20 protein-coding genes and 1 riboswitch are annotated in these 23,889 nt (G+C 60.7%); of the genes, 14 read left to right on the plus strand and 6 right to left on the minus strand.

From position 1 onward, the window contains the following. Positions 1–13: 13 nt before the first annotated feature. From AB4O01_RS22840 to AB4O01_RS22850, 3 genes are all read right to left on the minus strand, one after another. Positions 14–826 carry an aldo/keto reductase gene (locus AB4O01_RS22840; RefSeq protein ID WP_460089631.1) on the minus strand — a complete coding sequence of 271 codons (813 nt, stop codon included), beginning with the start codon at positions 824–826 and terminating at the stop codon, positions 14–16. Further along, positions 823–1,998, minus strand: a complete 1,176-nt coding sequence (locus AB4O01_RS22845) for an NAD(P)/FAD-dependent oxidoreductase (protein WP_093430145.1) — start codon at positions 1,996–1,998, stop codon at positions 823–825. Before AB4O01_RS22845 ends, AB4O01_RS22840 begins: the two co-directional genes overlap by 4 nt. A 200-nt stretch (positions 1,999–2,198) precedes the next feature. Then, a complete protein-coding gene (locus AB4O01_RS22850) occupies positions 2,199–2,531 on the minus strand; it encodes a DMT family transporter (protein WP_099757821.1) in 333 nt (110 codons plus the stop codon). Between the two features lie 103 nt (positions 2,532–2,634). Here AB4O01_RS22850 and AB4O01_RS22855 point away from each other — a divergent pair, with 103 nt between their 5' ends. Both AB4O01_RS22855 and waaA read left to right on the plus strand, forming a co-directional pair. Then, positions 2,635–3,537: a LysR family transcriptional regulator gene (locus AB4O01_RS22855; protein WP_460092307.1), complete on the plus strand. Its 903-nt coding sequence runs from the start codon at positions 2,635–2,637 to the stop codon at positions 3,535–3,537. A gap of 11 nt (positions 3,538–3,548) precedes the next feature. Then, a complete protein-coding gene (gene waaA, locus AB4O01_RS22860; RefSeq protein WP_460089633.1) occupies positions 3,549–4,823 on the plus strand; it encodes a lipid IV(A) 3-deoxy-D-manno-octulosonic acid transferase in 1,275 nt (424 codons plus the stop codon). Positions 4,824–4,914: 91 nt separating this feature from the next. On the opposite strand, the gene AB4O01_RS22865 is transcribed toward waaA, so the two are convergent. Further along, positions 4,915–6,348, minus strand: a complete 1,434-nt coding sequence (locus AB4O01_RS22865) for a TolC family outer membrane protein (protein ID WP_093430148.1) — start codon at positions 6,346–6,348, stop codon at positions 4,915–4,917. A 206-nt stretch (positions 6,349–6,554) separates the two neighbouring features. Continuing rightward, positions 6,555–6,660: riboswitch (TPP riboswitch) on the plus strand. Positions 6,661–6,806: 146 nt separating this feature from the next. On the opposite strand from AB4O01_RS22865, the gene thiC reads away from it, so the two are divergent. Then, complete coding sequence (gene thiC, locus AB4O01_RS22870; protein ID WP_099757824.1) at positions 6,807–8,699, plus strand: phosphomethylpyrimidine synthase ThiC; 1,893 nt, start codon at positions 6,807–6,809, stop codon at positions 8,697–8,699. A 140-nt stretch (positions 8,700–8,839) separates the two neighbouring features. Then, positions 8,840–10,132 (plus strand): putative hydroxymethylpyrimidine transporter CytX, encoded by a 1,293-nt coding sequence (gene cytX, locus AB4O01_RS22875; RefSeq protein ID WP_460089635.1) that lies wholly within the window; start codon positions 8,840–8,842, stop codon positions 10,130–10,132. Here the strand turns inward: cytX and AB4O01_RS22880 are convergent. Beyond that, the gene (locus AB4O01_RS22880) at positions 10,101–10,847 is read right to left on the minus strand and encodes an RsiV family protein (RefSeq protein WP_016985683.1); all 747 of its coding nucleotides are present in this window, start codon (positions 10,845–10,847) and stop codon (positions 10,101–10,103) included. The genes cytX and AB4O01_RS22880 overlap by 32 nt on opposite strands. A 228-nt stretch (positions 10,848–11,075) precedes the next feature. On the opposite strand from AB4O01_RS22880, the gene AB4O01_RS22885 reads away from it, so the two are divergent. From AB4O01_RS22885 to AB4O01_RS22930, 10 genes are all read left to right on the plus strand, one after another. Next, complete coding sequence (locus tag AB4O01_RS22885) at positions 11,076–11,693, plus strand: NUDIX domain-containing protein (RefSeq protein WP_093430152.1); 618 nt, start codon at positions 11,076–11,078, stop codon at positions 11,691–11,693. Then, entirely contained in the window at positions 11,684–12,136 is a 453-nt protein-coding gene (locus AB4O01_RS22890; RefSeq protein WP_042557354.1) for a DUF1249 domain-containing protein, read from the plus strand. Before AB4O01_RS22885 ends, AB4O01_RS22890 begins: the two co-directional genes overlap by 10 nt. A 99-nt stretch (positions 12,137–12,235) precedes the next feature. Continuing rightward, a complete protein-coding gene (gene cpdA, locus AB4O01_RS22895) occupies positions 12,236–13,051 on the plus strand; it encodes a 3',5'-cyclic-AMP phosphodiesterase (protein ID WP_460089638.1) in 816 nt (271 codons plus the stop codon). 300 nt (positions 13,052–13,351) lie between these two features. Further along, positions 13,352–13,960: a YqiA/YcfP family alpha/beta fold hydrolase gene (locus AB4O01_RS22900; RefSeq protein ID WP_460089640.1), complete on the plus strand. Its 609-nt coding sequence runs from the start codon at positions 13,352–13,354 to the stop codon at positions 13,958–13,960. Positions 13,961–14,010: 50 nt separating this feature from the next. Continuing rightward, positions 14,011–15,918: a DNA topoisomerase IV subunit B gene (gene parE, locus AB4O01_RS22905; protein WP_034151667.1), complete on the plus strand. Its 1,908-nt coding sequence runs from the start codon at positions 14,011–14,013 to the stop codon at positions 15,916–15,918. Continuing rightward, positions 15,918–16,907, plus strand: a complete 990-nt coding sequence (locus AB4O01_RS22910; RefSeq protein WP_460089644.1) for an esterase-like activity of phytase family protein — start codon at positions 15,918–15,920, stop codon at positions 16,905–16,907. The genes parE and AB4O01_RS22910 overlap by 1 nt, the downstream gene beginning before the upstream one ends. A 333-nt stretch (positions 16,908–17,240) precedes the next feature. Continuing rightward, on the plus strand, positions 17,241–18,242 hold the full coding sequence (locus AB4O01_RS22915) for an esterase-like activity of phytase family protein (protein WP_460092309.1): 1,002 nt from the start codon (positions 17,241–17,243) through the stop codon (positions 18,240–18,242). Between the two features lie 2 nt (positions 18,243–18,244). After that, on the plus strand, positions 18,245–18,778 hold the full coding sequence (locus AB4O01_RS22920; protein WP_460089646.1) for a retropepsin-like aspartic protease family protein: 534 nt from the start codon (positions 18,245–18,247) through the stop codon (positions 18,776–18,778). 7 nt (positions 18,779–18,785) lie between these two features. After that, the gene (gene parC, locus AB4O01_RS22925; RefSeq protein ID WP_093430157.1) at positions 18,786–21,050 is read left to right on the plus strand and encodes a DNA topoisomerase IV subunit A; all 2,265 of its coding nucleotides are present in this window, start codon (positions 18,786–18,788) and stop codon (positions 21,048–21,050) included. A gap of 177 nt (positions 21,051–21,227) precedes the next feature. Next, positions 21,228–21,938 carry a PqiC family protein gene (locus AB4O01_RS22930; protein ID WP_093430158.1) on the plus strand — a complete coding sequence of 237 codons (711 nt, stop codon included), beginning with the start codon at positions 21,228–21,230 and terminating at the stop codon, positions 21,936–21,938. Between the two features lie 347 nt (positions 21,939–22,285). Here AB4O01_RS22930 and AB4O01_RS22935 read toward each other — a convergent pair whose 3' ends face one another. After that, positions 22,286–23,791, minus strand: a complete 1,506-nt coding sequence (locus tag AB4O01_RS22935) for an AhpA/YtjB family protein (protein ID WP_186621169.1) — start codon at positions 23,789–23,791, stop codon at positions 22,286–22,288. Between the last annotated feature and the right edge of the window lie 98 nt (positions 23,792–23,889).

Raw genomic sequence — 23,889 nt, forward strand, 5'->3', positions numbered from 1 at the left:
CCGCGAAGCGGCGTCAGTGACCACGTAGGACCTGGGCAACGGTCGCAACGTTGTGGGCGAGGTGCAGCGGATTGATCGTCCCGACAATAGCACTGGCCACGCCAGGTTGCGCGAACAGCAATTCGAAGCTGGCGCGCACCGGATCCACGCCCGGACTCAAACAGACGTGACCGCTGGCCAGGGCTTTTTTCACCAGAATGGCTTTGCCGTGGGCAGCAGCATAGTCAATGACAGCCTTCTCGTTTTGTTCGTTCAGATTGTAGGTGACCATCGCACAGTCGCCTTGCTCCAGCGCTTTCAAACCGCCCTCGACGGTTTTGCCGGAAAAACCGAAGCCGCGAATCTTGCCCTCGGCCTTGAGCGCCGCGAGTGTCGCGTACACCTGTTCATGCTCAAGGATCGCCATGTCGTTGCCGTCGGAATGCACCAGCACCAGGTCGATAAAATCGGTTTCAAGACGTTGCAGGCTGCGCTCCACCGACATCCGTGTGTGTGCTGCGCTGAAATCGTGTTGCGAGAGGCCATCGGCAAACTCTTCGCCGACCTTGCTGACGATCACCCAGTCTTGACGTTGACCGCGTAGCAACGGGCCAAGGCGTTCTTCGCTGCGACCGTAGGCCGGGGCGGTGTCGATCAGGTTGATGCCCAGATCGCGCGCCTGACGCAGCAGCATCCGCGCTTCATCATCGCCGGGGATCTGAAATCCGTTGGGGTATTTCACCCCTTGGTCGCGGCCGAGTTTGACTGTGCCCAGGCCCAGCGGCGAAACCGTCAGGCCGGTGCTGCCCAAGGGACGATGCAGATTGTGCAGGGTGGCAATGGTCATGGCAGCAATTGCTCCCAGGCAGGAACGCCCAGCGGTGGTTTTGGCAGCGCGGGCAATGGTTCGGTGGCTTGTGGCTGGATGCCGTCGCGCTCCAGGGCGGCGATGACCCGGTCAGCGAAGTCCGGCGCCAGCGCCAGTTTGGTCGGCCAGCCGACCAGCAAGCGGCCTTGCTCGGCAAGGAAGGCGTTGTCCGGGCGCGTCAGCCCGGTTTGCAGTGGCTCGGCACGGTCAACCCGCAGGGTCGCCCATTGTGTAGTGCTGAGGTCGATCCACGGCAACAACTGGGCGATCTCTTTCTGCGCGGTGGCAATCTGCTCGGCCGGCTCGCGGTTCACACCTTCGCTTTCGGCGATGTCGCCGCCCATGTACCAGACCCATTGACCGTCAGCGGCCGGATGTGTGGTCACAGTGATGCGCGGTTTGGTGCCGCCGCCCAGGCAGTGGGCGTACAGCGGCTTCAGACCTGGGCCTTTGGCGATGATCATGTGCAGCGGGCGGCGTTGCATGGCCGGCTGGCTCAAACCGAGGTCTTCGAGCAGTTGGGCAGTTCCGGCACCGGCGCTGAGGACAATGCGTTGCGCGCGGATTTCGCGACCATCGACTTTCAGGCCGACCAGCACGCCGGCCTCCAGCAGTGGCTCGATAGTTTGCCCGGCGAGCAGGCCATCTCCGGCCAGATCGGCCAGGCGCTGGATCAGGCTCGGTACGTCAACCACCAGTTCGGCAAGGCGATAGACCTTGCCCTTGAAGCGTTTGTCTTGCAGGGCCGGCGGCAATTGCTCGCCCTTGACCTGGTCGACCCGGCCGCGCACGGCCTTACTGGCGAAGAAACTGGTGAGGTTGCCCGCCAGAGTACCCGGCGACCACAGGTAATGGGCCTCGGACAGCAGGCGCACGCCGGACAGATCCAGCTCGCCACTGCCGGCCAGCGCTTCACGCCAGCGGCGTGGCATGTCGGCGATGGCTTCCGAGGCGCCAGTCAGCGCGCCGTGCAACGCGTACTTGGCGCCGCCGTGGATAATGCCTTGGGACTTCACACTCTGCCCGCCGCCGAGGCTGGCGCTTTCCACCAGCACGGTCGAAAAACCCTGGCGGCGCAGGCGCGCGTTCAGCCAGAGGCCGGCGACACCAGCGCCGACAATCAGAACGTCGGTGGAAATAACGGATGGCATGCAGCGACCTCAGTGTTCAAGACGAGGGCGCAGTATACAGACTCGGGAAAGGGGCGGATTTGTCGATGATCAACAGGTTGAACGCAGAACCAAATGTGGGAGCGAGCTTGCTCGCGAAGAGGGTGTGTCAGATAGCAATCATGCGTCTGACGAACCGCTTTCGCGAGCAAGCTCGCTCCCACAGGGATTGTGGTTGGATTTTAGTGGCCGGCGGTTTTCGAGAACAACTGGATCACCACGACACCCAGCACGATCAACGCCATCCCCAGCATCGCCGGGATATCCAGCTTCTGTCCGTAAATGAACAGCGCCGCGACGCTGACCATCACAATCCCCATGCCCGCCCACACCGCGTAGGCCACGCCAACCGGAACGGTGCGCACCACCAGGGTCAACATCCAGAACGCGATCGCGTAGCCGACGATGACCAGCACCAATGGCAGTGGCGTGCTGAGGCCTTTGACCGCTTTCATCGACACGGTGGCGATCACTTCGGCACAGATGGCAATGGCCAGGTAGGCGTAGGCGTTCATGTTCAAATCCTCAATGTGAAACGTTGCTTGCTGAGGCTGCATTCTAGTGATTCGCCAGATGGGGTAAAGTCATTGCCTATCTGTTATAGAGATAGGTAGGTGAATCAGCATGCAGTGGAATCTGGATCAACTGCGGGTGTTTGTCGACGTCGCCGAACACCGCTCGTTTTCCGCCGTGGCGCGCCAGCAGCGTAAAGCGCAGTCGGCGATCAGCAGCGCGATTGCCATGCTCGAAGATGACTTGGGCGTCAGCCTGTTCGAGCGTAGCAGCGGCCGTCAGCCAACGCTCACCGAGGCGGGCGAAGCGCTGTTGGAAGAGGCACGTGAAGTCCTGCGTCAATGCGAGCGCCTGAATGGCCGGGCGATGGCGATGCTGCGCGGCCAGGAAGCACAACTGCGCGTGGCGCAGGATGAGGCGATGCCCTATCAGGCGCTGGTGGAAAGTTTCGGTGAACTGGCCGAGCAGTTTCCCAGCCTGGAAGTGCAACTGACCAGCGCCGCGCAAGGCGAAGTCGCGCGCAAGCTGGTTGAGCGTCGTGCTGACCTCGGTCTGCTGTTCTATCACGATGAAATCCCCGAGGCGCTGGAGCGCCGGGTGCTCGGCAGCGTCGAAATGGTCACGGTCTGCGGCATCAATCATCCGCTGGCGACGCAGTCTTACGTGACCTGCCAGCAACTGGCGCAACACCGGCAGTTGCTGATGTCGACGCAAACCAGTGTCTATCCCGGCAACGAGCCGGCCAGCCCGCAGGTATGGCGCGCCGACAGTTTTTACGTGATGTCCGAATGGCTGGTGCGCGACCTCGGCTGGGCCTGGTTGCCCCGGCATGTGGTGCAGTACTCCGCGTATCAGGGCTTGATGGTCGAACTCGACAGCGAATGGACCCCGCCGGCACTGGTGGTGGAACTGGTCTGGCGCCGCGACGAACCGCTCGGCCCGGCCGCGCGCTGGCTGGCGGAACGTTTTGCCGTGCACTTGCGGGCGATCGGCGACAAAAGTCGATAAACTCCGCCGCCATGAATAGAACTCTCTACACCGCGCTGTTTTACCTGGGGCTGCCATTGGTGGCGATTCGGCTATGGCTGCGTGCGCGCAAGGCGCCGGCGTATGCCAAGCGGATTGGCGAACGTTTCTCCTACGGCATGCCGACGCTGCAGCCCGGCGGCATCTGGGTGCACGCGGTGTCGGTGGGCGAAAGCATTGCTGCGGCGCCGATGATCCGCGCCTTGCTGCAACGTTATCCACAACTGCCGATCACCGTGACCTGCATGACCCCGACCGGTTCGGAGCGGATTCAGGCGCTGTTCGCCAATGAGCCGCGCATCCAGCATTGTTATCTGCCGTACGACTTGCCGTGTGCGGCTGCGCGCTTTCTTGATCGTGTTCAGCCCAAGCTCGCGGTGATCATGGAAACCGAACTGTGGCCCAATCACATTCATCAATGCGCCAAGCGCGGAATTGCCGTGGCATTGGCCAATGGACGCTTGTCCGAGCGTTCCGCCAAAGGCTATGGCCGCTTCGGCAAACTGACCGCGCCGATGCTCGCCGAAATGAGTTTGTTCGCCGTGCAGACCGAAGCCGAAGCCCAACGCTTCCGCGATCTCGGTGCGCGCCCGGAAACCGTCGAAGTCACCGGCTCGATCAAGTTCGACCTGACCATCGATCCGCAACTGCTGCAACGGGCAGCTGACTTGCGTGGCCAGTGGCAGGCGCTGGAGCGTCCGGTGTGGATTGCCGCCAGCACCCATGAAGGCGAGGACGAAGTGATCCTCGACGCCCATCGCCGCTTGCTGACCAATCACCCGGATGCGTTGCTGATTCTGGTGCCGCGTCACCCGGAGCGTTTCAACTCGGTGTTCGAATTGTGCCAGCGCGAAGGCTTCGCCACGGTTCGGCGTTCGACTGGGGCCAATGTCGATGCGCAGACGTCGGTGCTGCTCGGCGACACCATGGGCGAGTTGCTGTTTCTTTATGCCTTGGCGGACAGCGCGTTTGTCGGCGGCAGCTTGGTGGCCAATGGCGGGCACAATCTGCTGGAGCCGGCAGCCTTGGCCAAACCGGTGATCAGCGGCCCGCACCTGTTCAACTTCCTCGACATCGCCGCGCAATTGCGCGAAGCCGGAGCGTTGGCCGAGGTCGATGATGCCGAAGGGCTGGCGCTGGAAGTGCAGCGCCTGTTTGAGCTGCCGCGTGATGCGCAGCGTATGGCCGACGCCGGGCTGGCGGTGATGCGCCGCAATCAGGGCGCGTTGCAGCGTTTGCTGGATGGTTTGGGCCGACTGATCAAGTAAAGCAAAAAAGATCGCAGCCTTCGGCTGCTCCTACATTGGAATACGTTTCCTGTAGGAGCTGCCGAAGGCTGCGATCTTTTGTTTTTAAGGCTTAAGGCCGGGCCTTGAGCTGCGCCTCGGCCGCTTTGGCCAGATCCGGCGGGAGGAAATCCTTGTCCGGGTTGTAGTCGGCTTTCAGATAACGCCGTAGATCTTCCAGGTCCCCCGGATTCAACGTTCCCGCCGCCTGCTTCAAGCGCAGGTTGTCGAGGATGTAGTCATAACGCGTGTTGTTGTAGTTGCGCACCGAGGTGTACAGCTGGCGCTGCGCATCGAGCACGTCGACGATGTTGCGCGTACCGACCTGATAACCGATTTCCGTGGCTTCCACTGCGCTCTGGTTGGAGATGATCGACTGGCGACGCGCCTGCACCTGCTCGACGTCGGTGTTCACCGCGCGGTGCAGGTTGCGGGTGTTCTCGACGATCTGCCGGCGCAGGGATTCGCGCTGTTGTTCGCTCTGATTCAGTTGCTCATACGACTGGCGCACTTGCGAGCTGGTCAGTCCGCCGCTGTAGATCGGGATGTTCAATTGCAGGCCGACCGTGCTCTGTTCGACATTGTCACGGTACGGCACACCGAAAGCGTTCGGGTTGGAAAAGCCGAGGGCGTCGTTGTCACCCTTTTCGTATTTGGCCACGGCATCGAGGGTCGGCAAGTGGCCGGCCTTGCGCTGCTTGAGGGTCTGCTCGGCGGAGCTGACGGCGAAGTTGCTCGCCAGCAGATTGAGGTTCTGTTTCGCCGCGGTATCAACCCACGCCTTGGCGTCGTTCGGCGCTGGCGGCAGGATCGGCAGCGTGTGGACGATGCCCTGAATCGAGTTGTACTGGCGGTTGGTCAGGGTGATCAGCGCTTCGAAGGCATCGTCGACCTGACGTTGCGCAACGATGCGGTTGGCCCGTGCGGTGTCGTAGCTGGCTTGCGATTGCAGCACGTCGGTCTTGTCTGACAGGCCGACATCGAAGCGTTCGTTGGACTGGTCGAGCTGGCGCTTGAACGCGGCCTCTTCAGCTTTGGTCGAGGCGAGGTTGTCCTGGCTGCGCAGCACGTTGAAATAGCTTTCGGCCGATTGCAGGATCAGGTTCTGTTCGGTCGCCGACAGTTGCAGCGCTGCTTGCTCGTTGACGTCCTTGGCCGCCTGGTACTGGAACCAGCGATCGGCGCGGAACAACGGCTGGGCCAGAGTCGCCTGGTAGGAGTGAGCGCTGCGGTTGGCAGTGGCCGAGGGCTGATCGATCGACGTCCGCACATTGGCCACCTCAGCGCCGCCTGACAGGTTCGGCAGCAGACCGGCGCGGGCCTGTGGCACCACTTCTTTCTGTGCGCCGTACTGCGCGCGGGCGGCGGCGAGGTCGGCGTTGTTGTCGACCGCCTCCTGATAGACGCTGACCAGATCGGTTTTGGTCGACAAGGGCGCTTCTGCTGCCCAGGCCATTGCGTTGGACGCACAAGACACGGCAAGAGCCAGTGAGAGTTTGCGCAGCATGAGGCGATCCCTAGCATTAATATTATGGAAGTAATCCGGGCGCCAAAGGTAAGGCGCAGGCCCCACAGCGTCAAGGCGTGGCGGGGCAAAGCGAGTGTAGTTGCGCATTTGCCTCACAACAATCAGCCAAGCCCCTGTATTTATGCCATTCATCATGGTGTTTGCTGCGGTGTTGGCGTTCTTTGCCGGTTGTGTCTAGACTGGCCGGGTTCTTGTCGGGGTGCCTTGCTATGAGGCTGAGATCGAATAATTTCGGATCCCGTTGAACCTGATCAGGTTAGCGCCTGCGTAGGGAACAAGATTTCTCGTCACCCGGCGAGTCCTCTTGTGCTTCGTCCGGGAAATTGTTCGACAATCGAACGCTCGACGACGAGGCACAGCACCGGTCCTGGTGCGTCCGTGCCTTTCAGGTTCTGCTCCGACAATCCACTGCCTGGATGCTGTCTGGAGAGCCCGTGATGACGACTACAAAATCAAAAAACGCGATCAACCTGAGTGACTCGGCCAAGGTCGACGAGCAATCGGTCAAACCGTTCACCCGTTCGCAAAAAGTCTACGTTCAGGGCTCGCGCCCGGACATCCGCGTGCCGATGCGTGAAATCACCCTCGATGTGACCCCGACCGACTTCGGCGGCGAAATCAACGCGCCGGTTACCGTTTACGATACCTCGGGCCCCTACACCGATCCGAACGTGGTGATCGACGTGCGCAAAGGCCTGGCCGATGTGCGTTCGGCGTGGATCGACGACCGTGGCGACACTGAGCGTCTGGCCGGCCTGAGTTCCAACTTCGGTCGCGAGCGCCTCGCCGATCCTGAATTGACCAAACTGCGCTTTGCCCACGTCAACAACCCGCGCCGCGCCAAGGCCGGGGCCAACGTCACGCAAATGCACTACGCGCGTCAGGGCATCATCACGCCCGAGATGGAATTCGTCGCCATCCGCGAAAACATGAAACTTGAAGTGGCCCGCGCCGCCGGCCTGCTGGATCAGCAACACCCGGGTCACAGCTTCGGCGCCAGCGTGCCGAAAATCATCACCCCGGAATTTGTCCGTGAAGAGATCGCCCGTGGCCGCGCAATCATTCCGGCCAACATCAACCACACCGAACTGGAACCGATGATCATCGGCCGTAACTTCCTGGTGAAGATCAACGGCAATATCGGCAACAGCGCGCTGGGTTCGTCCATCGAAGAAGAAGTGGCAAAACTGACCTGGGGCATTCGCTGGGGCGCGGACAACATCATGGACTTGTCCACCGGCAAGCATATTCACGAAACCCGCGAGTGGATCATCCGCAATTCGCCGGTGCCAATCGGCACGGTGCCGATCTATCAGGCACTGGAAAAAGTCGGTGGCGCGGCCGAAGACCTGACCTGGGAGCTGTTCCGCGACACGCTGATCGAGCAGGCCGAGCAGGGCGTCGACTACTTCACCATTCACGCCGGCGTGTTGCTGCGCTACGTGCCGCTGACCGCCAAACGTGTGACCGGTATCGTTTCCCGTGGTGGTTCGATCATGGCCAAGTGGTGCCTGGCGCATCACAAGGAAAACTTCGCCTACACGCATTTCGAAGAAATCTGCGAAATCATGAAAGCCTATGACGTCAGCTTCTCGCTGGGCGATGGCTTGCGTCCGGGTTCGATTGCCGACGCCAACGATGCCGCGCAATTCGGCGAACTGGAAACCCTCGGCGAACTGACCAAGATCGCCTGGAAGCACGACGTGCAAACCATGATCGAAGGCCCGGGCCACGTGCCGATGCAGTTGATCAAGGAGAACATGGACAAGCAGCTGGAGTGCTGCGACGAGGCGCCGTTCTACACCCTCGGCCCACTGACCACCGACATCGCGCCGGGCTACGACCACATCACCTCGGGTATCGGTGCGGCAATGATTGGCTGGTTCGGTTGCGCCATGCTCTGCTACGTGACGCCGAAGGAACATTTGGGCCTGCCGAACAAGGATGACGTGAAGACCGGGATCATCACCTACAAGATCGCCGCGCACGCAGCGGACTTGGCCAAAGGGCATCCGGGTGCACAGATTCGCGACAACGCCTTGAGCAAGGCGCGCTTTGAGTTCCGTTGGGAAGACCAGTTCAACCTCGGTCTGGACCCGGACACTGCGCGTTCGTATCACGATGAAACCCTGCCGAAGGATTCGGCGAAGGTCGCGCACTTCTGTTCGATGTGCGGGCCGAAATTCTGCTCGATGAAGATCACTCAGGAAGTCCGCGAATACGCGGCCAACCAGCGGATCGACGCGGTCGACGTGGACGTCGCCAAAGGCCTGGCGGAACAGGCCGAGCGGTTCAAGAAGGAAGGCAGTCAGCTGTACAAAAAGGTTTGATCTGACCTGAAAAGGGTGGGCCTGCAAGGGCCCCTTCGCGAGCAGGCTCGCTCCTACTTTGGAATGCATTCAAGTGTGGGAGCGAGCTTGCTCGCGAATGCGATCAACACAACAACAAATGTCCCTCTGAGATAACACCCTTGAGCATTCAACCCAGCACCTATTCCCCCGACCTCGCCGTACCCGCCGACAAGCGTGTGTTCGGCGGTCGCGATCTGTTTTCCCTGTGGTTCTCCCTCGGCATCGGCCTGATGGTTTTGCAAACCGGCGCATTGCTCGCGCCTGGCCTGGGCTTGTCCGGTTCACTGCTGGCGATTTTCCTCGGTACACTGGTTGGCGTTTTGCTGCTGGCCGCCGTCGGCGTGATCGGCAGCGACACCGGCCTGTCGTCGATGGCCGCGCTGAAACTCAGCCTCGGCAGCAAGGGCGCGAGCCTGCCGGCGCTGCTGAATTTGCTGCAACTGATCGGTTGGGGCTCGTTCGAAATCATCGTCATGCGCGACGCCGCCAGCCTGCTCGGCACCCGGGCGTTCAGCGAAGGTTCGTTGTGGTCGAGCCCGCTGTTGTGGACACTGTTTTTCGGTGCGTTGGCGACGTTGCTCGCGGTCAGCGGCCCGCTGACTTTCGTCCGGCAGATCCTGCGCAAGTGGGGCATCTGGCTGTTGCTGGCGGCGTGCCTCTGGCTGACCTGGAACCTGTTCGCCAAAGCCGATCTGGCCGATCTCTGGTCGCGTGCCGGTGACGGTTCGATGCCGTTCGCCGTGGGCTTCGACATTGCTATCGCGATGCCGCTGTCGTGGCTGCCGCTGATCGCCGATTACTCGCGTTTCGGCAAGCGCGCGAAGAATGTGTTCGGTGGTACTGCCGTCGGTTTCTTTATCGGTAACTTCTGGCTGATGAGCCTTGGCGTCGCCTACACCCTGGCCTTTGCGCCAAGCGGTGAAGTCAACGCGCTGTTGCTGGCTCTGGCTGGCGCCGGTCTGGGCATTCCGCTGCTGCTGATTCTGCTCGATGAGTCGGAAAACGCCTTCGCCGACATTCATTCGGCAGCGGTATCGAGCGGGATTCTGTTGCGCCTGAAAGTCGAACATCTGGCCTTGGCGATCGGCGTGATCTGCACGCTGATCGCCCTGCTGGCGCCTTTGGCGCAGTACCAGAATTTCCTGCTGCTGATCGGTTCGGTGTTTGCGCCGCTGTTCGGCGTGGTGCTGGTGGATCACTTCATCCTGCGCAAGCGCAGTGTTCAGGTCGCGTCAGCCGCATTGCTCTGGCCGGCGTTGTTGGCGTGGCTGGGCGGCGTGAGCACCTACCACTTGCTGGCGAATCTGTATCCGGATGTCGGCGCAACCCTGCCGGCGCTGGTGCTGGCAGGGCTGTTGCAGCTCGTGCTGGGCCGGGCCTTCAGTTACGGCCGGGAAACAGCTCGGGCTTGAGAATGCCGTTCAGACGCGGGTAAGGAATCTTCAGTTCGACGTGGCCCAGTGCGTAAGGCGCAATGGTGCTCACGTCGTACTTGAGGATCACACCGCCATAGGTCAGCGCCACGTTCGGGGTTTTCACGAACGGCCAGCTCTTCACAAAGTCCGCTTCCTGGTCGAGCTTGGTGCTGATCAACCAGCTGTTGTGCGCGACTTGCGCCGCTTTCCAGAATGCCTCTTCCTGACCCGGCATCAACATGTCGGACAGGTTCAGTACTTTATGCTGCTGGCGCGAATAGTTGATGAAACCGCGACCCGGTGTGCCATGCGCACCGCCGGTGTCGAGGTAGCTCGACACCTCGATGATCACCAAGCCGTCATGCTGCTCGCGTACTTTCGCTTGCAGGTAGCTGCTGTTGCGCGGACCGGCACTGGCCAGAAACTGCTCGCGGTAGGCCGCCAGGGTTGGCGCCACCGGGGCGTTTTTCTCGGTGCGGGTCATTTGCAGCAGGCGTTTTTCGATAATGCCGTCCAGCGCAGGTTCGGCCGGGAAGCGCAGGGTATCGATGTTCACCAGCGGGCAATCAGGGTTGGAACATCCAGGCTTAAGTTGTTCCGACGCATCGCGGGTGGTTTCCAGCGGTGTGCGGTAGTTGGGCTGGAACAGGCTTGCGCACGCGCCGAGGGTCAGGGCGATGGCGGCCACGGAGGCAATTTTGAAAAGCGACATGGGCGTCCTTTCGAAAGCAGGGGAAGGCAAAAAGATATCCGCTTCGACTCTCGCAGAAGCAGTCAGTTCGCCACTAAGCTAATTAGAGTGGGTTTCGCCTCCACCGTCCATCCCGCTGACGGTAAAGGGGCTGCATCAAACCGTTCGGGCGCGTTAGGATGGCGCGAAGTCGAGGTTGCCAGTCACCAACAGCAACCTCGTAATGGATCTGCAGTAAAGAGGATGCTCATGACTGATTTTGCCAACGCCATTCCGACCACCGTCGACGTCGTGCGACGCGAGCGCTGCTACGAGGGTTTTTACAAACTCGATCGTTTGCACCTGCGCCATGAATTGTTCGCCGGTGGCATGAGCCGCGAGATCAACCGTGAAGTGTTTGTGCGTCACGATGCGGTGTGCATGTTGCCCTACGATCCACAGCGCGACGAAGTGGTGTTGATCGAGCAGTTCCGCGTCGGCGCCATGGGCAAGACCGACAATCCGTGGCTGGTCGAACTGGTCGCTGGTCTGATCGACAAGGATGAACAACCGGAAGAAGTTGCTCACCGCGAGGCGCAGGAGGAAGCTGGGCTGGACATCAAGGCCCTGTGGCCGATGACCAAATATTTCCCGTCGCCGGGCGGCAGCAACGAGTTTGTGCATTTGTATCTGGGGCGTTGCAGCACCGAAGGCGTTGGCGGCCTGCATGGCCTGGAAGAAGAGGCAGAAGATATCCGCGTCACGGTCTGGGCTTTCGAAGATGCCTTGCAGGCCGTCCGTGACGGTCGCATTGCCAACGCGGCGAGCATCATCGCCTTGCAATGGCTGGCGCTGAACCGCGCCGAAGTGAGGGGGTTATGGTCGTAAACAAGCTGCGCGATCGTTATCGAGTCGACCTCGTGGGGCTGCAAGCCGCCTGCGAGGCCAACTACGCGCGCCTGATGCGACTGGTCCCGGACATGCGCAACGAACCCGAGGCGCGGCGCATCGCCGTCACTCAGGGCGAGCAGATGCTCGGCGTGCTGGCCCTCGAAGTGCTACAAACCTGCCCGTACACCACCACTTTGCAGGTGCGTCAGGAACACAGCCTGCCATGGCTGCCGGTGCCGCAACTCGAAGTGCAGGTCTACCACGATGCGCGCATGGCCGAAGTGATCAGCGCCGAACACGCACGACGCTTTCGCGGCATCTATCCTTACCCGAACGCGGCGATGCATCAGCCGGATGAAAAGGCTCAGCTCAATCTGTTCCTGGGGGAATGGTTGAGTCACTGTCTGGCGTTGGGGCATGAGTATGAAGTCGTACGCTAGTTGTGAACTGCGTCCGGTTCGGCGGTTTCCTCTTTCCCTGATCCCCCAGCATAATTGCGGCACTTGATCGATTCCGTGCTTTTGCCTTGGGAGAGCGCCTTGCCGAGCGTATCCACGTTGACCTCCGCCGATATGGCGCTGCTGGTGCAGTTGTCCGACAGCCATCTGTTTGCTGAAACGGACGGCACGCTGCTGGGCATGAACACCCGTGAAAGCCTGCAAAAGGTCATCGAATTGGTGCTGGAACAACAGCCGCAGATCGATCTGATTCTGGCCACAGGTGATATCTCGCAAGACGGCACGCTGGAGTCGTATCAGCAGTTTCGCCAGATGAGCGCCCAAATCACTGCCCCGGCGCGCTGGATTCCCGGTAATCATGATGAGCCGATGATCATGGCCCAGGCCGCTGTGCAGAGTGCCTTGCTGGAATCGGTGGTCGATATCGGTAACTGGCGGGTGACTTTGCTGGATTCGGCGGTGCCGGGTTCGGTGCCGGGGTTTCTGCAGGACGATCAATTGCAACTGCTGGTCCGTTCGCTGAGCGAAGCGCCGGAGCGCCATCATCTGGTGTGCTTTCACCATCATCCGGTGTCGATTGGTTGTGCGTGGATGGAGCCGATCGGTTTGCGCAATCCCGAGGCATTTTTCGAAGTGCTGGATCGTTTTCCGCAGGCCCGGGCGGTGTTGTGGGGGCATGTGCATCAGGAGATCGACTGCGATCGCAACGGCGTACGTTTGCTGGCTTCGCCTTCGACGTGCATTCAGTTTGAGCCGGGGAGTGCGGACTTTAAAGTGGGTGAGCAGGCGCCGGGCTATCGCTGGTTGCGGTTGTTGCCGGATGGGCGGTTGGAGACCGGGGTTGAACGCGTCAGCGATTTTGCCTTCACGGTTGATTACGGTTCCAACGGCTATTGAGCGACAAATCATAGCCCTCATCGGAACGCCGCCCGCCCAGCCCTCTCCCGGAGGGAGAGGGAGCCGACCGAGGTGTATTGCGTCATCCATCGACCTGAAAGAATGTGTTGATTATGGATTCGCTGAAGCTCGCTCAAGTCGGTGTAGCACTTGAATATCCCCCATTCAGTCCCCTCTCCCTTGGAGAGAGCTAGGGTGAGGGGCGCCCCTGCTGAATGACCAATTTCTCGAAACCACCCCCAATCCGCGCTTCTCTCCCTGTAAACTCCGCAAACCCAAACCGACACCCAGGGAGCTCAAATGTCCGGTTCGATCCTCTATATCCACGGTTTCAACAGCGCTCCGGCCTCGAAAAAGGCCTGTCAGCTGGTCTCCGTGATGGAGCAGCTGGGTTTGAGCGACAAATTGCGTGTCCCGGCCCTGCATCATCACCCGCGCGAAGCCATCGGTCAGTTGGAACAAGCGATTGCCGAACTGGGCAGCCCGCTGCTGGTGGGAAGCTCACTCGGCGGCTACTATGCGACTCACCTGGCCGAGCGCCATGGCCTGAAAGCCCTGCTGGTCAACCCGGCGGTCAGCCCGCACGGGATGTTCGACGGCTATCTGGGCCCGCAGAAAAACCTGTATACCGATGAAACCTGGGAATTGACCCACGACCACGTCACGGCTCTGGCCGAACTGGAAGTGCCGGCGCCTCAGGATGCGCAGCGCTATCAGGTGTGGTTGCAGACCGGCGATGAAACACTGGACTATCGCCTCGCCCAGCAGTATTACCGCGCCTGCGCCTTGCGTATTCAGGCCGGCGGCGACCACAGTTTTCAGGGTTTCGCCGGGCAATTGCCGGCGTTGCTGAGTTTTGCCGGCATTGGCGCCGATTTGTATCAGGCCATCGATTTCTCCGCATTGTGAGCTGTGGCCCCATGAATTCTTTTTTCACCGAACATTGACGACGAGACCCTATGGCCACTCCCAGCGCTAGCTCTTATAACGCCGACGCCATCGAAGTCCTCTCGGGCCTCGACCCGGTGCGCAAACGCCCCGGCATGTACACCGACACCAGTCGGCCGAACCACCTCGCCCAGGAAGTCATCGACAACAGTGTCGACGAAGCCCTGGCGGGTCACGCCAGATCGGTGCAGGTCATCCTGCACGCCGACCATTCGCTGGAAGTCAGTGACGACGGCCGTGGCATGCCGGTCGACATTCATCCGGAAGAGGGCGTGTCGGGTGTCGAGCTGATCCTCACCAAGCTCCACGCGGGCGGCAAGTTTTCCAACAAGAACTACCAGTTCTCCGGCGGTCTGCACGGCGTGGGTATTTCCGTGGTCAACGCCTTGTCGACCGAAGTCCGTGTGCGCGTAAAACGTGACGGCAACGAATACCAGATGACCTTCAACGACGGTTTCAAAGCCTCGGAACTGGAAATCGTCGGCACCGTCGGCAAGCGCAACACCGGCACCAGCGTGTACTTCGCGCCGGACCCGAAATACTTCGATTCACCGAAATTCTCCATCAGCCGCCTCAAGCACGTGCTCAAGGCCAAGGCTGTGCTGTGCCCGGGGCTGCTGGTCAGCTTCGAAGACAAAGGCACCGGCGAGAAAGTCGAGTGGCATTACGAAGACGGTCTGCGTTCCTATCTGGTCGATGCGGTCAGCGAGTTCGAACGCCTGCCGGACGAGCCGTTCTGCGGCGCTTTCGCCGGTAATAAAGAAGCCGTCGACTGGGCCCTGCTGTGGCTGCCGGAAGGTGGCGACGCGGTGCAGGAAAGCTACGTCAACCTGATCCCGACGGCGCAGGGCGGTACTCACGTCAACGGTCTGCGTCAGGGCCTGCTTGATGCGATGCGCGAGTTCTGCGAATTCCGCAGCCTGCTGCCACGCGGCGTCAAGCTGGCGCCGGAAGACGTCTGGGAGCGCATCGCGTTCGTCCTGTCGATGAAGATGCAGGAGCCGCAATTCTCCGGCCAGACCAAAGAGCGTCTGTCGTCCCGTGAAGCGGCGGCGTTCGTCTCCGGTGTGGTCAAGGATGCGTTCAGCCTGTGGCTCAACGCCAACCCGGAAACCGGTCTGGCCCTGGCGGAACTGGCGATCAACAACGCCGGTCGTCGTCTTAAGGCAAGCAAGAAAGTCGAGCGTAAACGTGTGACTCAGGGGCCAGCGTTGCCGGGCAAACTGGCGGACTGCGCCGGGCAGGACCCGATGCGTTCCGAGCTGTTCCTGGTCGAAGGTGATTCCGCTGGTGGTTCCGCCAAGCAAGCGCGGGACAAAGAGTTCCAGGCGATCCTGCCGTTGCGCGGCAAGATCCTCAACACCTGGGAAGTCGATGGCAGCGAAGTACTCGCCAGCCAGGAAGTGCACAACATCGCCGTGGCCATCGGTGTCGATCCGGGTGCGGCGGATATGAGCCAGCTGCGTTACGGCAAGATCTGCATCCTTGCCGACGCCGACTCGGACGGTCTGCACATCGCAACGCTGCTCTGCGCATTGTTCGTCCAGCATTTCCGCCCGCTGGTGGATGCCGGTCACGTCTACGTGGCGATGCCGCCGCTGTACCGCATCGACCTGGGCAAAGAAATCTACTACGCCCTCGACGAAGCCGAGCGCGACGGCATTCTCGACCGTCTGGTCGCCGAGAAGAAGCGCGGCAAACCCCAGGTCACCCGATTCAAAGGTCTGGGTGAAATGAACCCGCCGCAGTTGCGTGAGACCACAATGGACCCGAACACTCGGCGTCTGGTGCAACTGACGCTGGGTGAAGACTTCGCCGAAACCTCGGAAATGATGGACATGCTGCTGGCGAAGAAACGCGCCGGTGACCGCAAGACCTGGCTCGAATCCAAAGGCAACCTCGCCGAGGTGCTGGCCTGATGCGGTTTGGCTGGGCCTTGGCGGGTGTGTTGCTGCTGAGTGCGATGGGCGTGTCGGCCGAGCCGTTGCAGGAATTGCGCGTGCTCTCCGAGCACCCGGTCGACGGCATGCGCGGCGGCAACCTGTCGGGGCTGGCCATGTGCGGCAGCGAGTTGTGGACGGTGTCGGACCGCGATGACGATCAGATCTATCGGCTCAATACCGCCGATCAGGTCTGGCAGGCCGAAGCCTTGCACATCGACGTGCCCCTGGTGCCGGAGACCGGTCTGCCGTGGGGGTTGCGCTCGCGCAATTGGGCCGCATCGTTCGTGCGCGGTGGCGACCTGGATTTCGAAGGCATCAGTTGCGACAGTGCCGGCAATCGCTACATTGTCAGCGAGGGCCATGCGGCAGTCTTGCAGGTGCCCGTCAGCGGCCCGGTCAACTGGCTGAAGATCTCGCCGATGATGGTTCGCGAAGCACGGGCCAGCGGCATGCTCCTGCATTTCAATGCGATCTTCGAGGGCTTGGCGATCAATCCGGCGGGCGATCAGATGTGGCTGGCTGCCGAACGGCAAAGCCGTGGCTTGCTGCTGATCAAGCGCCAGCAGACGGTGTGGGATTGCGACGGTCGTTGCGTGCTGCTCAGCGAGGGCGGCAAGGAAATGCAGCCGCCGCAGTTCCCGAAGGCCAGAGCGGTCGACCGGGACTTTTCCGACCTTTCATTGTTTAACGGCAAATTGTTTACCCTTGAGCGCAACGCCTTTCAGATTTGTCGGCGCGATGCGCAGACCGCCAAGGTCGAGCGTTGCTGGTCGTACGCCGCTGAACTGTTGCAGGCCAACCGCCGTTATTCGCAGAACTTCGGGCTGGAAGAGGCGCTGATCGTTGACGCTGATGGTGCGTGGGTCGGCGTCGACAATAATTTCGGCCCGCGGGCCGACGGTGAGGTTCGGCCGATCGTCTGGCGCTTCGCCGCGCCTGACGGTGGCTGGAGCGCCAAGCCTTAGCGTACTGCGTCCGAGTATTGCTGACGGGTATTTGCCGATCTGTGAGCAGATCAGGAAACTGCTGCAATACTCCAATCGGGACGGCCCTGGCCGTTGTGAGTGAGAACGCTTGAGGCGGCTCACTCGCGCAGGTTTTGGAGGGTGTGCCGGAAGCAAGGCGCGCTGGATGATTTACAGGTTTGCTGCGCTGGCCGCTGATTGAACAGCGAGCCATGAAGTGCAGACAATGAAGCTCTGAAGCAATGCTGTCGAGAAAGTAGTGTGATCGTTGAATTCCGACATGTCGTGCAAGGCTCGGGGAAACTTGAAACGCCGACTGCGGGAGATTCAATGATGAAACTCAACCTCTTTATTGCGGGTTTTTTGCTTGTCTGGAGTTCGCTGGGACTGGCCGCCGACCCGGAACTGCGGTTGCTTTCTGAGCATCCGGTGGAGGGGATGCGCGGAGGCAATCTGTCCGGGCTGGCCAAGTGTGGCGAGCAGTTGTGGACGGTGTCGGATCGTGACGACGACCGGATCTACCGGCTCGATAAGCAAGACAAGGTGTGGAAGGCCGAGGCTGTTTTGATTAATGTTCCACCGGTGCCTGAAGATCCCGGCCGGACGTTGGCCATGAAAACCGAGAGCTTTTTCAGATCGCTTGCGGGTAACGGTGCGTTGGACTTTGAAGGGATCACCTGCGACGCTAGCCAGAATCGCTACATTCTCAGTGAAACGTATTCAGCCATTCTCAAGATCTCACCCAGTGGAGAACTGGCCTGGTTGCGCATCTCGTCGCAGGTGCTGACTATGGCGCGAGAGGCTGGGCTGGCTACGCACGCCAATGCGTTGTTTGAAGGCTTGGCGGTTTCCGGCATTCTTGGCAGTGAAATCTGGCTGGCTGCAGAGCGGCAAAAAAGAGGGTTGGTCAAAATCAGGCGGCTACTGACTCCTCCCCTTGATAACAAATGGTACTGTTTTTCCATTTGTGTGCTCATGACCGAGGGAGGACTGGCGCCGCAACCGCCGCAATTTCCAGGCTCCAAACCGGTAGAGAAGGATTTTTCGGATATTGCTCTATTCAATAACAAACTGTTTCTCCTGGATCGCAACGCTTTCAAAATCTGTCGGCATGAAATGTTGACGGGTAAACAGGAACGCTGCTGGTCATTCGCTGCGGATGCACTGGTTCCGAATCGTCAATATGCGTCCGAACACGGACTGACCGAGGCGTTGCTGGTCGACGCGCAAGGCGCGTGGATTGGCGTCGACAACAATTTTGCAACCCGCGCCGATGGCGAGTCTCGCCCAATTGTGTGGCGCTTTGCAGCGCCTGAGGGCGGCTGGATTCAATGAGTATGGGTGAACAACGACAACAACCCCCGGGCAAGCGCGCCGGTCGGGTGCTGATGATTCTGGCCTGGTGTGCGGCGCTGTTTCTGGCGACGCGGTTTTTTGGCCAGTGGGAGCAACGCCAGCAGAATCCGAACGTCGTGGTCAGTTCGGAGCAGGGCGAAGGGTTTATCGAGGTGAAGCTGGCCGGCAATGCCCAAGGGCATTTTGTCGCCAGCGGTCAGATCAACGGCGAACCGGTCGAGTTCATGCTCGACACCGGCGCAACCGATGTGGCGATCCCGGCGGATCTGGCCAAGCGTTTGAAGCTGGAAGAAGGTTTCGGTGTGACCCTGAGCACGGCCAATGGCCTGAGCCAGGGCTATCGAACCAAAATCGACCGCCTGCAACTCGGTGACATCGTGCTGCGCGACGTCCGCGCACTGGTGGCGCCGGGGCTGCATGGCGATCAGGTGCTGCTCGGCATGAGCGCCCTGAACAAACTTGAATTTACTCAGCGCGGTGGCACCATGCTGCTGCGCCAGACAACGAACCGATGAGGCCTGCATGAGCAACCCCCTTGATCTCAGCCTGGACGGTGTAGAACGCCGCTCGTTGGCCGACTTCACCGAAAGTGCCTACCTCAACTACTCCATGTACGTGATCATGGACCGTGCTCTGCCGCATATCGGCGACGGCCTGAAACCGGTACAGCGGCGTATCGTCTACGCCATGAGCGAGCTGGGGCTGGACGCCGACTCCAAGCACAAGAAATCGGCACGTACCGTCGGTGACGTGCTCGGTAAATTCCACCCGCACGGTGACTCGGCGTGCTACGAAGCGATGGTGCTGATGGCCCAGCCATTCAGCTATCGCTACACGCTGGTCGACGGTCAGGGTAACTGGGGTGCGCCGGACGATCCGAAGTCCTTCGCGGCCATGCGTTACACCGAAGCACGTCTGTCGCGTTATTCCGAAGTGCTGCTCAGCGAACTGGGCCAGGGCACTGCCGACTGGGGCCCGAACTTCGACGGCACCTTACAAGAGCCGCTGGTGCTGCCGGCACGCCTGCCGAACATCCTGCTCAACGGCACCACCGGTATTGCCGTGGGCATGGCCACCGACGTGCCGCCACATAACCTGCGCGAAGTCGCCACCGCTTGCGTGCGTCTGCTCGATGAGCCGAAAGCCACGGTCGAGCAGCTCTGCGAACACATTCAGGGTCCGGACTATCCGACCGAAGCGGAAATCATCACGCCGCGCGCCGACTTGCTGAAGATGTACGAAACCGGCAAGGGCTCGGTGCGCATGCGCGCCGTGTACCACGTCGAGGACGGCGACATCATCGTCACCGCGCTGCCGCATCAGGTGTCCGGCGCCAAGGTGCTGGAGCAGATCGCCGCGCTGATGCAGGCCAAGCCGTCGAAAGCCCCGCAGATCGCTGACCTGCGCGACGAATCCGACCACGAAAATCCGTGCCGCATCGTGATCATTCCGGTCAACAGCCGCGTCGATCATGAAGCGCTGATGCAGCACTTGTTCGCCAGCACCGAGCTGGAGTCGACCTACCGGGTCAACGTCAACATCATCGGTCTGGACGGCAAGCCGCAGCTGAAAAACCTGCGAGCGCTGCTGGTCGAGTGGCTGGAATTCCGCGTGCTGACCGTACGTCGTCGCCTGCAATTCCGCCTCGACAAGGTCGAGCGTCGTCTGCACCTGTTGGACGGTTTGCTGATCGCCTACCTCAACCTGGATGAAGTGATCCACATCATCCGTACCGAGGAGCATCCGAAGGCCAAGCTGATCGAGCGTTTCGCCCTCAGTGAGATTCAGGCCGACTACATCCTCGACACCCGTCTGCGTCAGTTGGCGCGACTGGAAGAGATGAAGCTGCGCGACGAGCAGGACGAACTGCTCAAGGAGCAAGCCAAGCTGCAAGCCCTGCTGGGCAGTGAAGCCAAGCTGAAGAAGCTGGTGCGCACCGAACTGTTGAAAGACGCCGAAACCTACGGCGATGACCGTCGGTCGCCAATCGTCGAGCGCGCTGAAGCCAAGGCGCTGACCGAACACGATCTGCTGCCGAACGAAAAAGTCACCGTGGTGCTGTCTGAAAAAGGCTGGATCCGTTCGGCCAAAGGTCATGACATCGACGCCACGGGCCTGTCGTACAAGGCCGGTGATGGCTTCAAGACCTCGGCAGCGGGGCGCTCCAACCAGTTTGCGGTGTTTATCGACTCGACTGGCCGCAGCTACTCGGTCGCCGCGCACACCCTGCCATCGGCTCGGGGCCAGGGCGAGCCGTTGACCGGTCGTCTGACGCCACCGCCCGGCGCGAGCTTCGAATGCGTGCTGATGCCGGAAGACGACGCGTTGTACGTGATCGCTTCCGACGCCGGTTACGGTTTTGTGGTCAAGGGCGAAGACCTGCAAGCCAAGAACAAGGCCGGTAAAGCCCTGTTGAGCCTGCCGAACAACGCCAAAGTCATCGCGCCACGTCCGGTGGCCGATCGTGAGCACAACTGGCTGGCGTCGGTCACGACCGAAGGTCGCCTGCTGATCTTCAAAATCAGCGATCTGCCACAATTAGGTAAGGGCAAAGGCAACAAGATCATCGGTATTTCCGGTGAACGTGTGGCCAGTCGCGAAGAATATGTCACGGACATCGCCGTCCTTCCGGAAGGCGCCACCTTGGTGCTGCAGGCCGGAAAACGGACCCTGTCGCTGAAGGCCGATGACCTCGAACACTACAAAGGTGAGCGTGGGCGTCGTGGCAATAAGCTGCCGAGGGGCTTCCAGAGAGTGGATGCGCTGCTCGTCGAAAACCTCAATTAGGCGCCCTAGAGCGTTGGATCTACGATTTAACGCGTAGATCGACGCTTTGGCGCTGGAGTCGGAACGCATATTCACGGATGATATGGCCTTTCCAAGCGCCGGCGTGGCCGAGCGTTCTTCATATTTATTGAGTATTTTCACTGTGGTCAGCCTTGTGGCGGCCACCTGGACGGGATGATGACTGCTCTGCGCCCCCTTATTTTCCTGCTCGCCGGCGTTTTGGGCCTGGCGGGTTGCAGCGTTCACCAGCCGGTGTCGCTGTATCAACTGGACAGTGGAAGTCCGGTTCAGCCTGCGCAAAGCGCGGGCATGGCGGTTCTTTTGGGTCCGGTAGTCGTAGCCGATTACCTGCAACGTGAGACATTGCTGCAACGTCAACCCGATGGCAGCCTGCAAGCAGCGACAGACGGTCGTTGGGCTGGCAGCCTTTCGTCGGATATCGATCAGTTGCTGATGCGTCAGGTTGCTGGCCATCTGGACAGCCAGCGTGTAGTGCTGGCACCGGCCACTACGGGGTTCACTCCGGATGTGCAGGTGTTGCTGACCATCACGCGTCTGGACTCTGGCCAGAAACAACCGGCGATTCTCGATGCTCAATGGCGTCTGATCGACCGTCGTGGTCAGGTGCGCGATAACCGCATCGTTCATCTGCAAGAGCTGCATGCCGGCAGTACCGCTTCGCAGGTTCAGGCCCAGGGCATTTTGCTGCAGCGTCTGGCCGAGCAATTGTCGGTAGCGCTCAAGCCGTTGGCCAATCAGCCACCGGTGGCCGAGGCACCGCGTAAAGCGGCACCAAAACCGGCAGCGCCGGCGGCGGAATCAGAGAAACAACCGAAGATTCCGATGGCATCGCCGATTCGGACAGACATGGAAGTGTTCCGCTTCTAAGCTGGATCGAGTCAGAACAGAGCCCGCCTTGTGCGGGCTTTGTTGTGTCTGGGGTTCTGCGCGAAAGATCAAAAGCCCCTCACCCCAGCCCTCTCCCTGAGGGAGAGGGGGCCGACCGAGATGTCTGGCGCCATGCATCGACCTGAACGATCCTGGCGGTTATGGATTCAAAGCAGGACGTGCAGGTCGGTGTATTCCGGCAATAATCCCGGATCGGTCCCCTCTCCCTGTGGGAGAGGGCTAGGGTGAGGGGCTTTTCAGGGTGCTTGCAATCTCGATAACACCGGCAACAAAAAAGCCCGCAGACAATCACTCGTCTGCGGGCTTCCGTGTTTCAGGCCTAAGGCTTACGCCCGACGCTCATGCATCCGCGCCAGTTGCCGTTCGAGCATCGACGGATATGGCTCCATCAACCGCTCCACGCAGCAAGCGCCTTCAGGGCTGGCGATCGGCCGGATCCGCGCACGCTGACGAATCAGTGCATCGTCACTGATCTTGCGTTCGACCAGCAACAGGTTGCGGCTGTGCTGCGACAAGGCCAGCGCATCCTGCGCCGAATCGGTCAGCAGCAGATCAATCTGACTCAAGCCGAACAACTCATCGCCCAGGGTCAGGCCCAGCTGCAGTTGCAGGGTGATGCCGCTGTCTGCGACTTCAATCTGCAACTGATGACCCAAGGCCCGCAGCAACTCGCCGCAGCAGATTGCGTTGGTCAGGTAATCGTCACCGCTGTCTTCGGTGTGGAAGAGCATCAGCGTGCTGCCGTCGTTGAGGGTTTCGATTTCACCCTGATACAGCGAAGCAGCCTGATCGAGGCAGTCACGATAACGCTCCTGCAATTCTTCCAGGCGTGCCCGCGGCAAGCGGCGCAGTTGTTCCTGTGAGCCCAGTTGTACCGCCAGCACAGCGCTGTGTTGTGGCACGCTCGGGGTCGCCTTGCGGGCGACCGGTTGTGGCGCAACGTCCAGCGATTCATCGCGCAGATCAGCGAACGCGTCATCGTCATCATCGTCTTCGACGGTGCTGACCAGATGTCGCGGTGCAGGCTTCTGCGCGGCCATCGGACGGGTTTCGTCGAAACTCGGATCACGCAAGTTGCGCACCTCGAATTCCGGCTCGTCCTCTTCGTCCTCGAACTCAGGCTCCGGTTCCGGTGCAGGCTCTGGCGCGTAGTTGGCGTGCAGCTGACGCGCCAGATCGCCGATTTCATCCTGACGATCAATGCCCGGCGTGTGTTCGTCGATGCGTCGCAACCAGACACGCAATTGCAGCAACGGCGTCGACAGATAGCGGCCCATGCGCAGGCTCAGGGCCAGCGACAGCGCCAACAGGATCCCGCTGAGAATGCCCATGCTTTGCAGGCTGATGGTCATCGGCTGCTGGAACTGATCCATGTCCAGGCTGATGCGCAGTTGCCCGGCAGTCACGTCCTGGAAGGTGATCTTGCTCTCGTACATGCCCTCGGCTTCGCCCAGCAGGCTGTGCTTGGGCCGCTGACCGGACTCGGCGAGGATGCGGTTGTCCACGCTGTAGATCGCCGCGTGGGCCACCAGTTTGTTCTTGGTCAGATTATTGAGCAGCACGTTGAGGCTGAGGATGTCGTTGGACACCAACAGCTCGGTGGCCGAGGTCGCGGTCTGCGTGGTCAGGCTTTCGCCCAGCGCATCGGCCTGCTGGTGCATGGCCTGCTTGAATTGCAAACCCATCACGCCGGCATAGATCACCAGGGCCAGAGCGACCAGGATCACGTTATGGCTGGCAATGCGCAATGCAATCGGTACACGGCGGTGGCGCAGTGCACGGAAGATCAGCAGGAAGAAGTTATCGGTTTTAACTGGCGTGGGCCGGTTCACTGAGCTCGGCTCTTTTGTCCGTGAAGTTGACGCGCAGTATAGCGACAGGCCCTAGACCGGCAAAGCGCTCGCGGTGCCCGATGGTCACTGAAAGTGGG

Source organism: Pseudomonas sp. S2_E02, assembly GCF_054668355.1.

Coding starts and splice junctions, on each gene's coding strand:
- AB4O01_RS22930 (WP_093430158.1), top strand. CDS start 21,228: ATGACTGCTCTGCGCCCCCTTATTTTCCTGCTCGCCGGCGTTTTGGGC.
- waaA (WP_460089633.1), top strand. CDS start 3,549: ATGAATAGAACTCTCTACACCGCGCTGTTTTACCTGGGGCTGCCATTG.
- AB4O01_RS22900 (WP_460089640.1), top strand. CDS start 13,352: ATGTCCGGTTCGATCCTCTATATCCACGGTTTCAACAGCGCTCCGGCC.
- AB4O01_RS22840 (WP_460089631.1), bottom strand. CDS start 826: ATGACCATTGCCACCCTGCACAATCTGCATCGTCCCTTGGGCAGCACC.
- AB4O01_RS22850 (WP_099757821.1), bottom strand. CDS start 2,531: ATGAACGCCTACGCCTACCTGGCCATTGCCATCTGTGCCGAAGTGATC.
- parE (WP_034151667.1), top strand. CDS start 14,011: ATGGCCACTCCCAGCGCTAGCTCTTATAACGCCGACGCCATCGAAGTC.
- AB4O01_RS22880 (WP_016985683.1), bottom strand. CDS start 10,847: ATGTCGCTTTTCAAAATTGCCTCCGTGGCCGCCATCGCCCTGACCCTC.
- AB4O01_RS22845 (WP_093430145.1), bottom strand. CDS start 1,998: ATGCCATCCGTTATTTCCACCGACGTTCTGATTGTCGGCGCTGGTGTC.
- AB4O01_RS22910 (WP_460089644.1), top strand. CDS start 15,918: ATGCGGTTTGGCTGGGCCTTGGCGGGTGTGTTGCTGCTGAGTGCGATG.
- thiC (WP_099757824.1), top strand. CDS start 6,807: ATGACGACTACAAAATCAAAAAACGCGATCAACCTGAGTGACTCGGCC.
- AB4O01_RS22865 (WP_093430148.1), bottom strand. CDS start 6,348: ATGCTGCGCAAACTCTCACTGGCTCTTGCCGTGTCTTGTGCGTCCAAC.
- AB4O01_RS22920 (WP_460089646.1), top strand. CDS start 18,245: ATGGGTGAACAACGACAACAACCCCCGGGCAAGCGCGCCGGTCGGGTG.
- parC (WP_093430157.1), top strand. CDS start 18,786: ATGAGCAACCCCCTTGATCTCAGCCTGGACGGTGTAGAACGCCGCTCG.
- AB4O01_RS22885 (WP_093430152.1), top strand. CDS start 11,076: ATGACTGATTTTGCCAACGCCATTCCGACCACCGTCGACGTCGTGCGA.
- AB4O01_RS22890 (WP_042557354.1), top strand. CDS start 11,684: ATGGTCGTAAACAAGCTGCGCGATCGTTATCGAGTCGACCTCGTGGGG.
- AB4O01_RS22915 (WP_460092309.1), top strand. CDS start 17,241: ATGAAACTCAACCTCTTTATTGCGGGTTTTTTGCTTGTCTGGAGTTCG.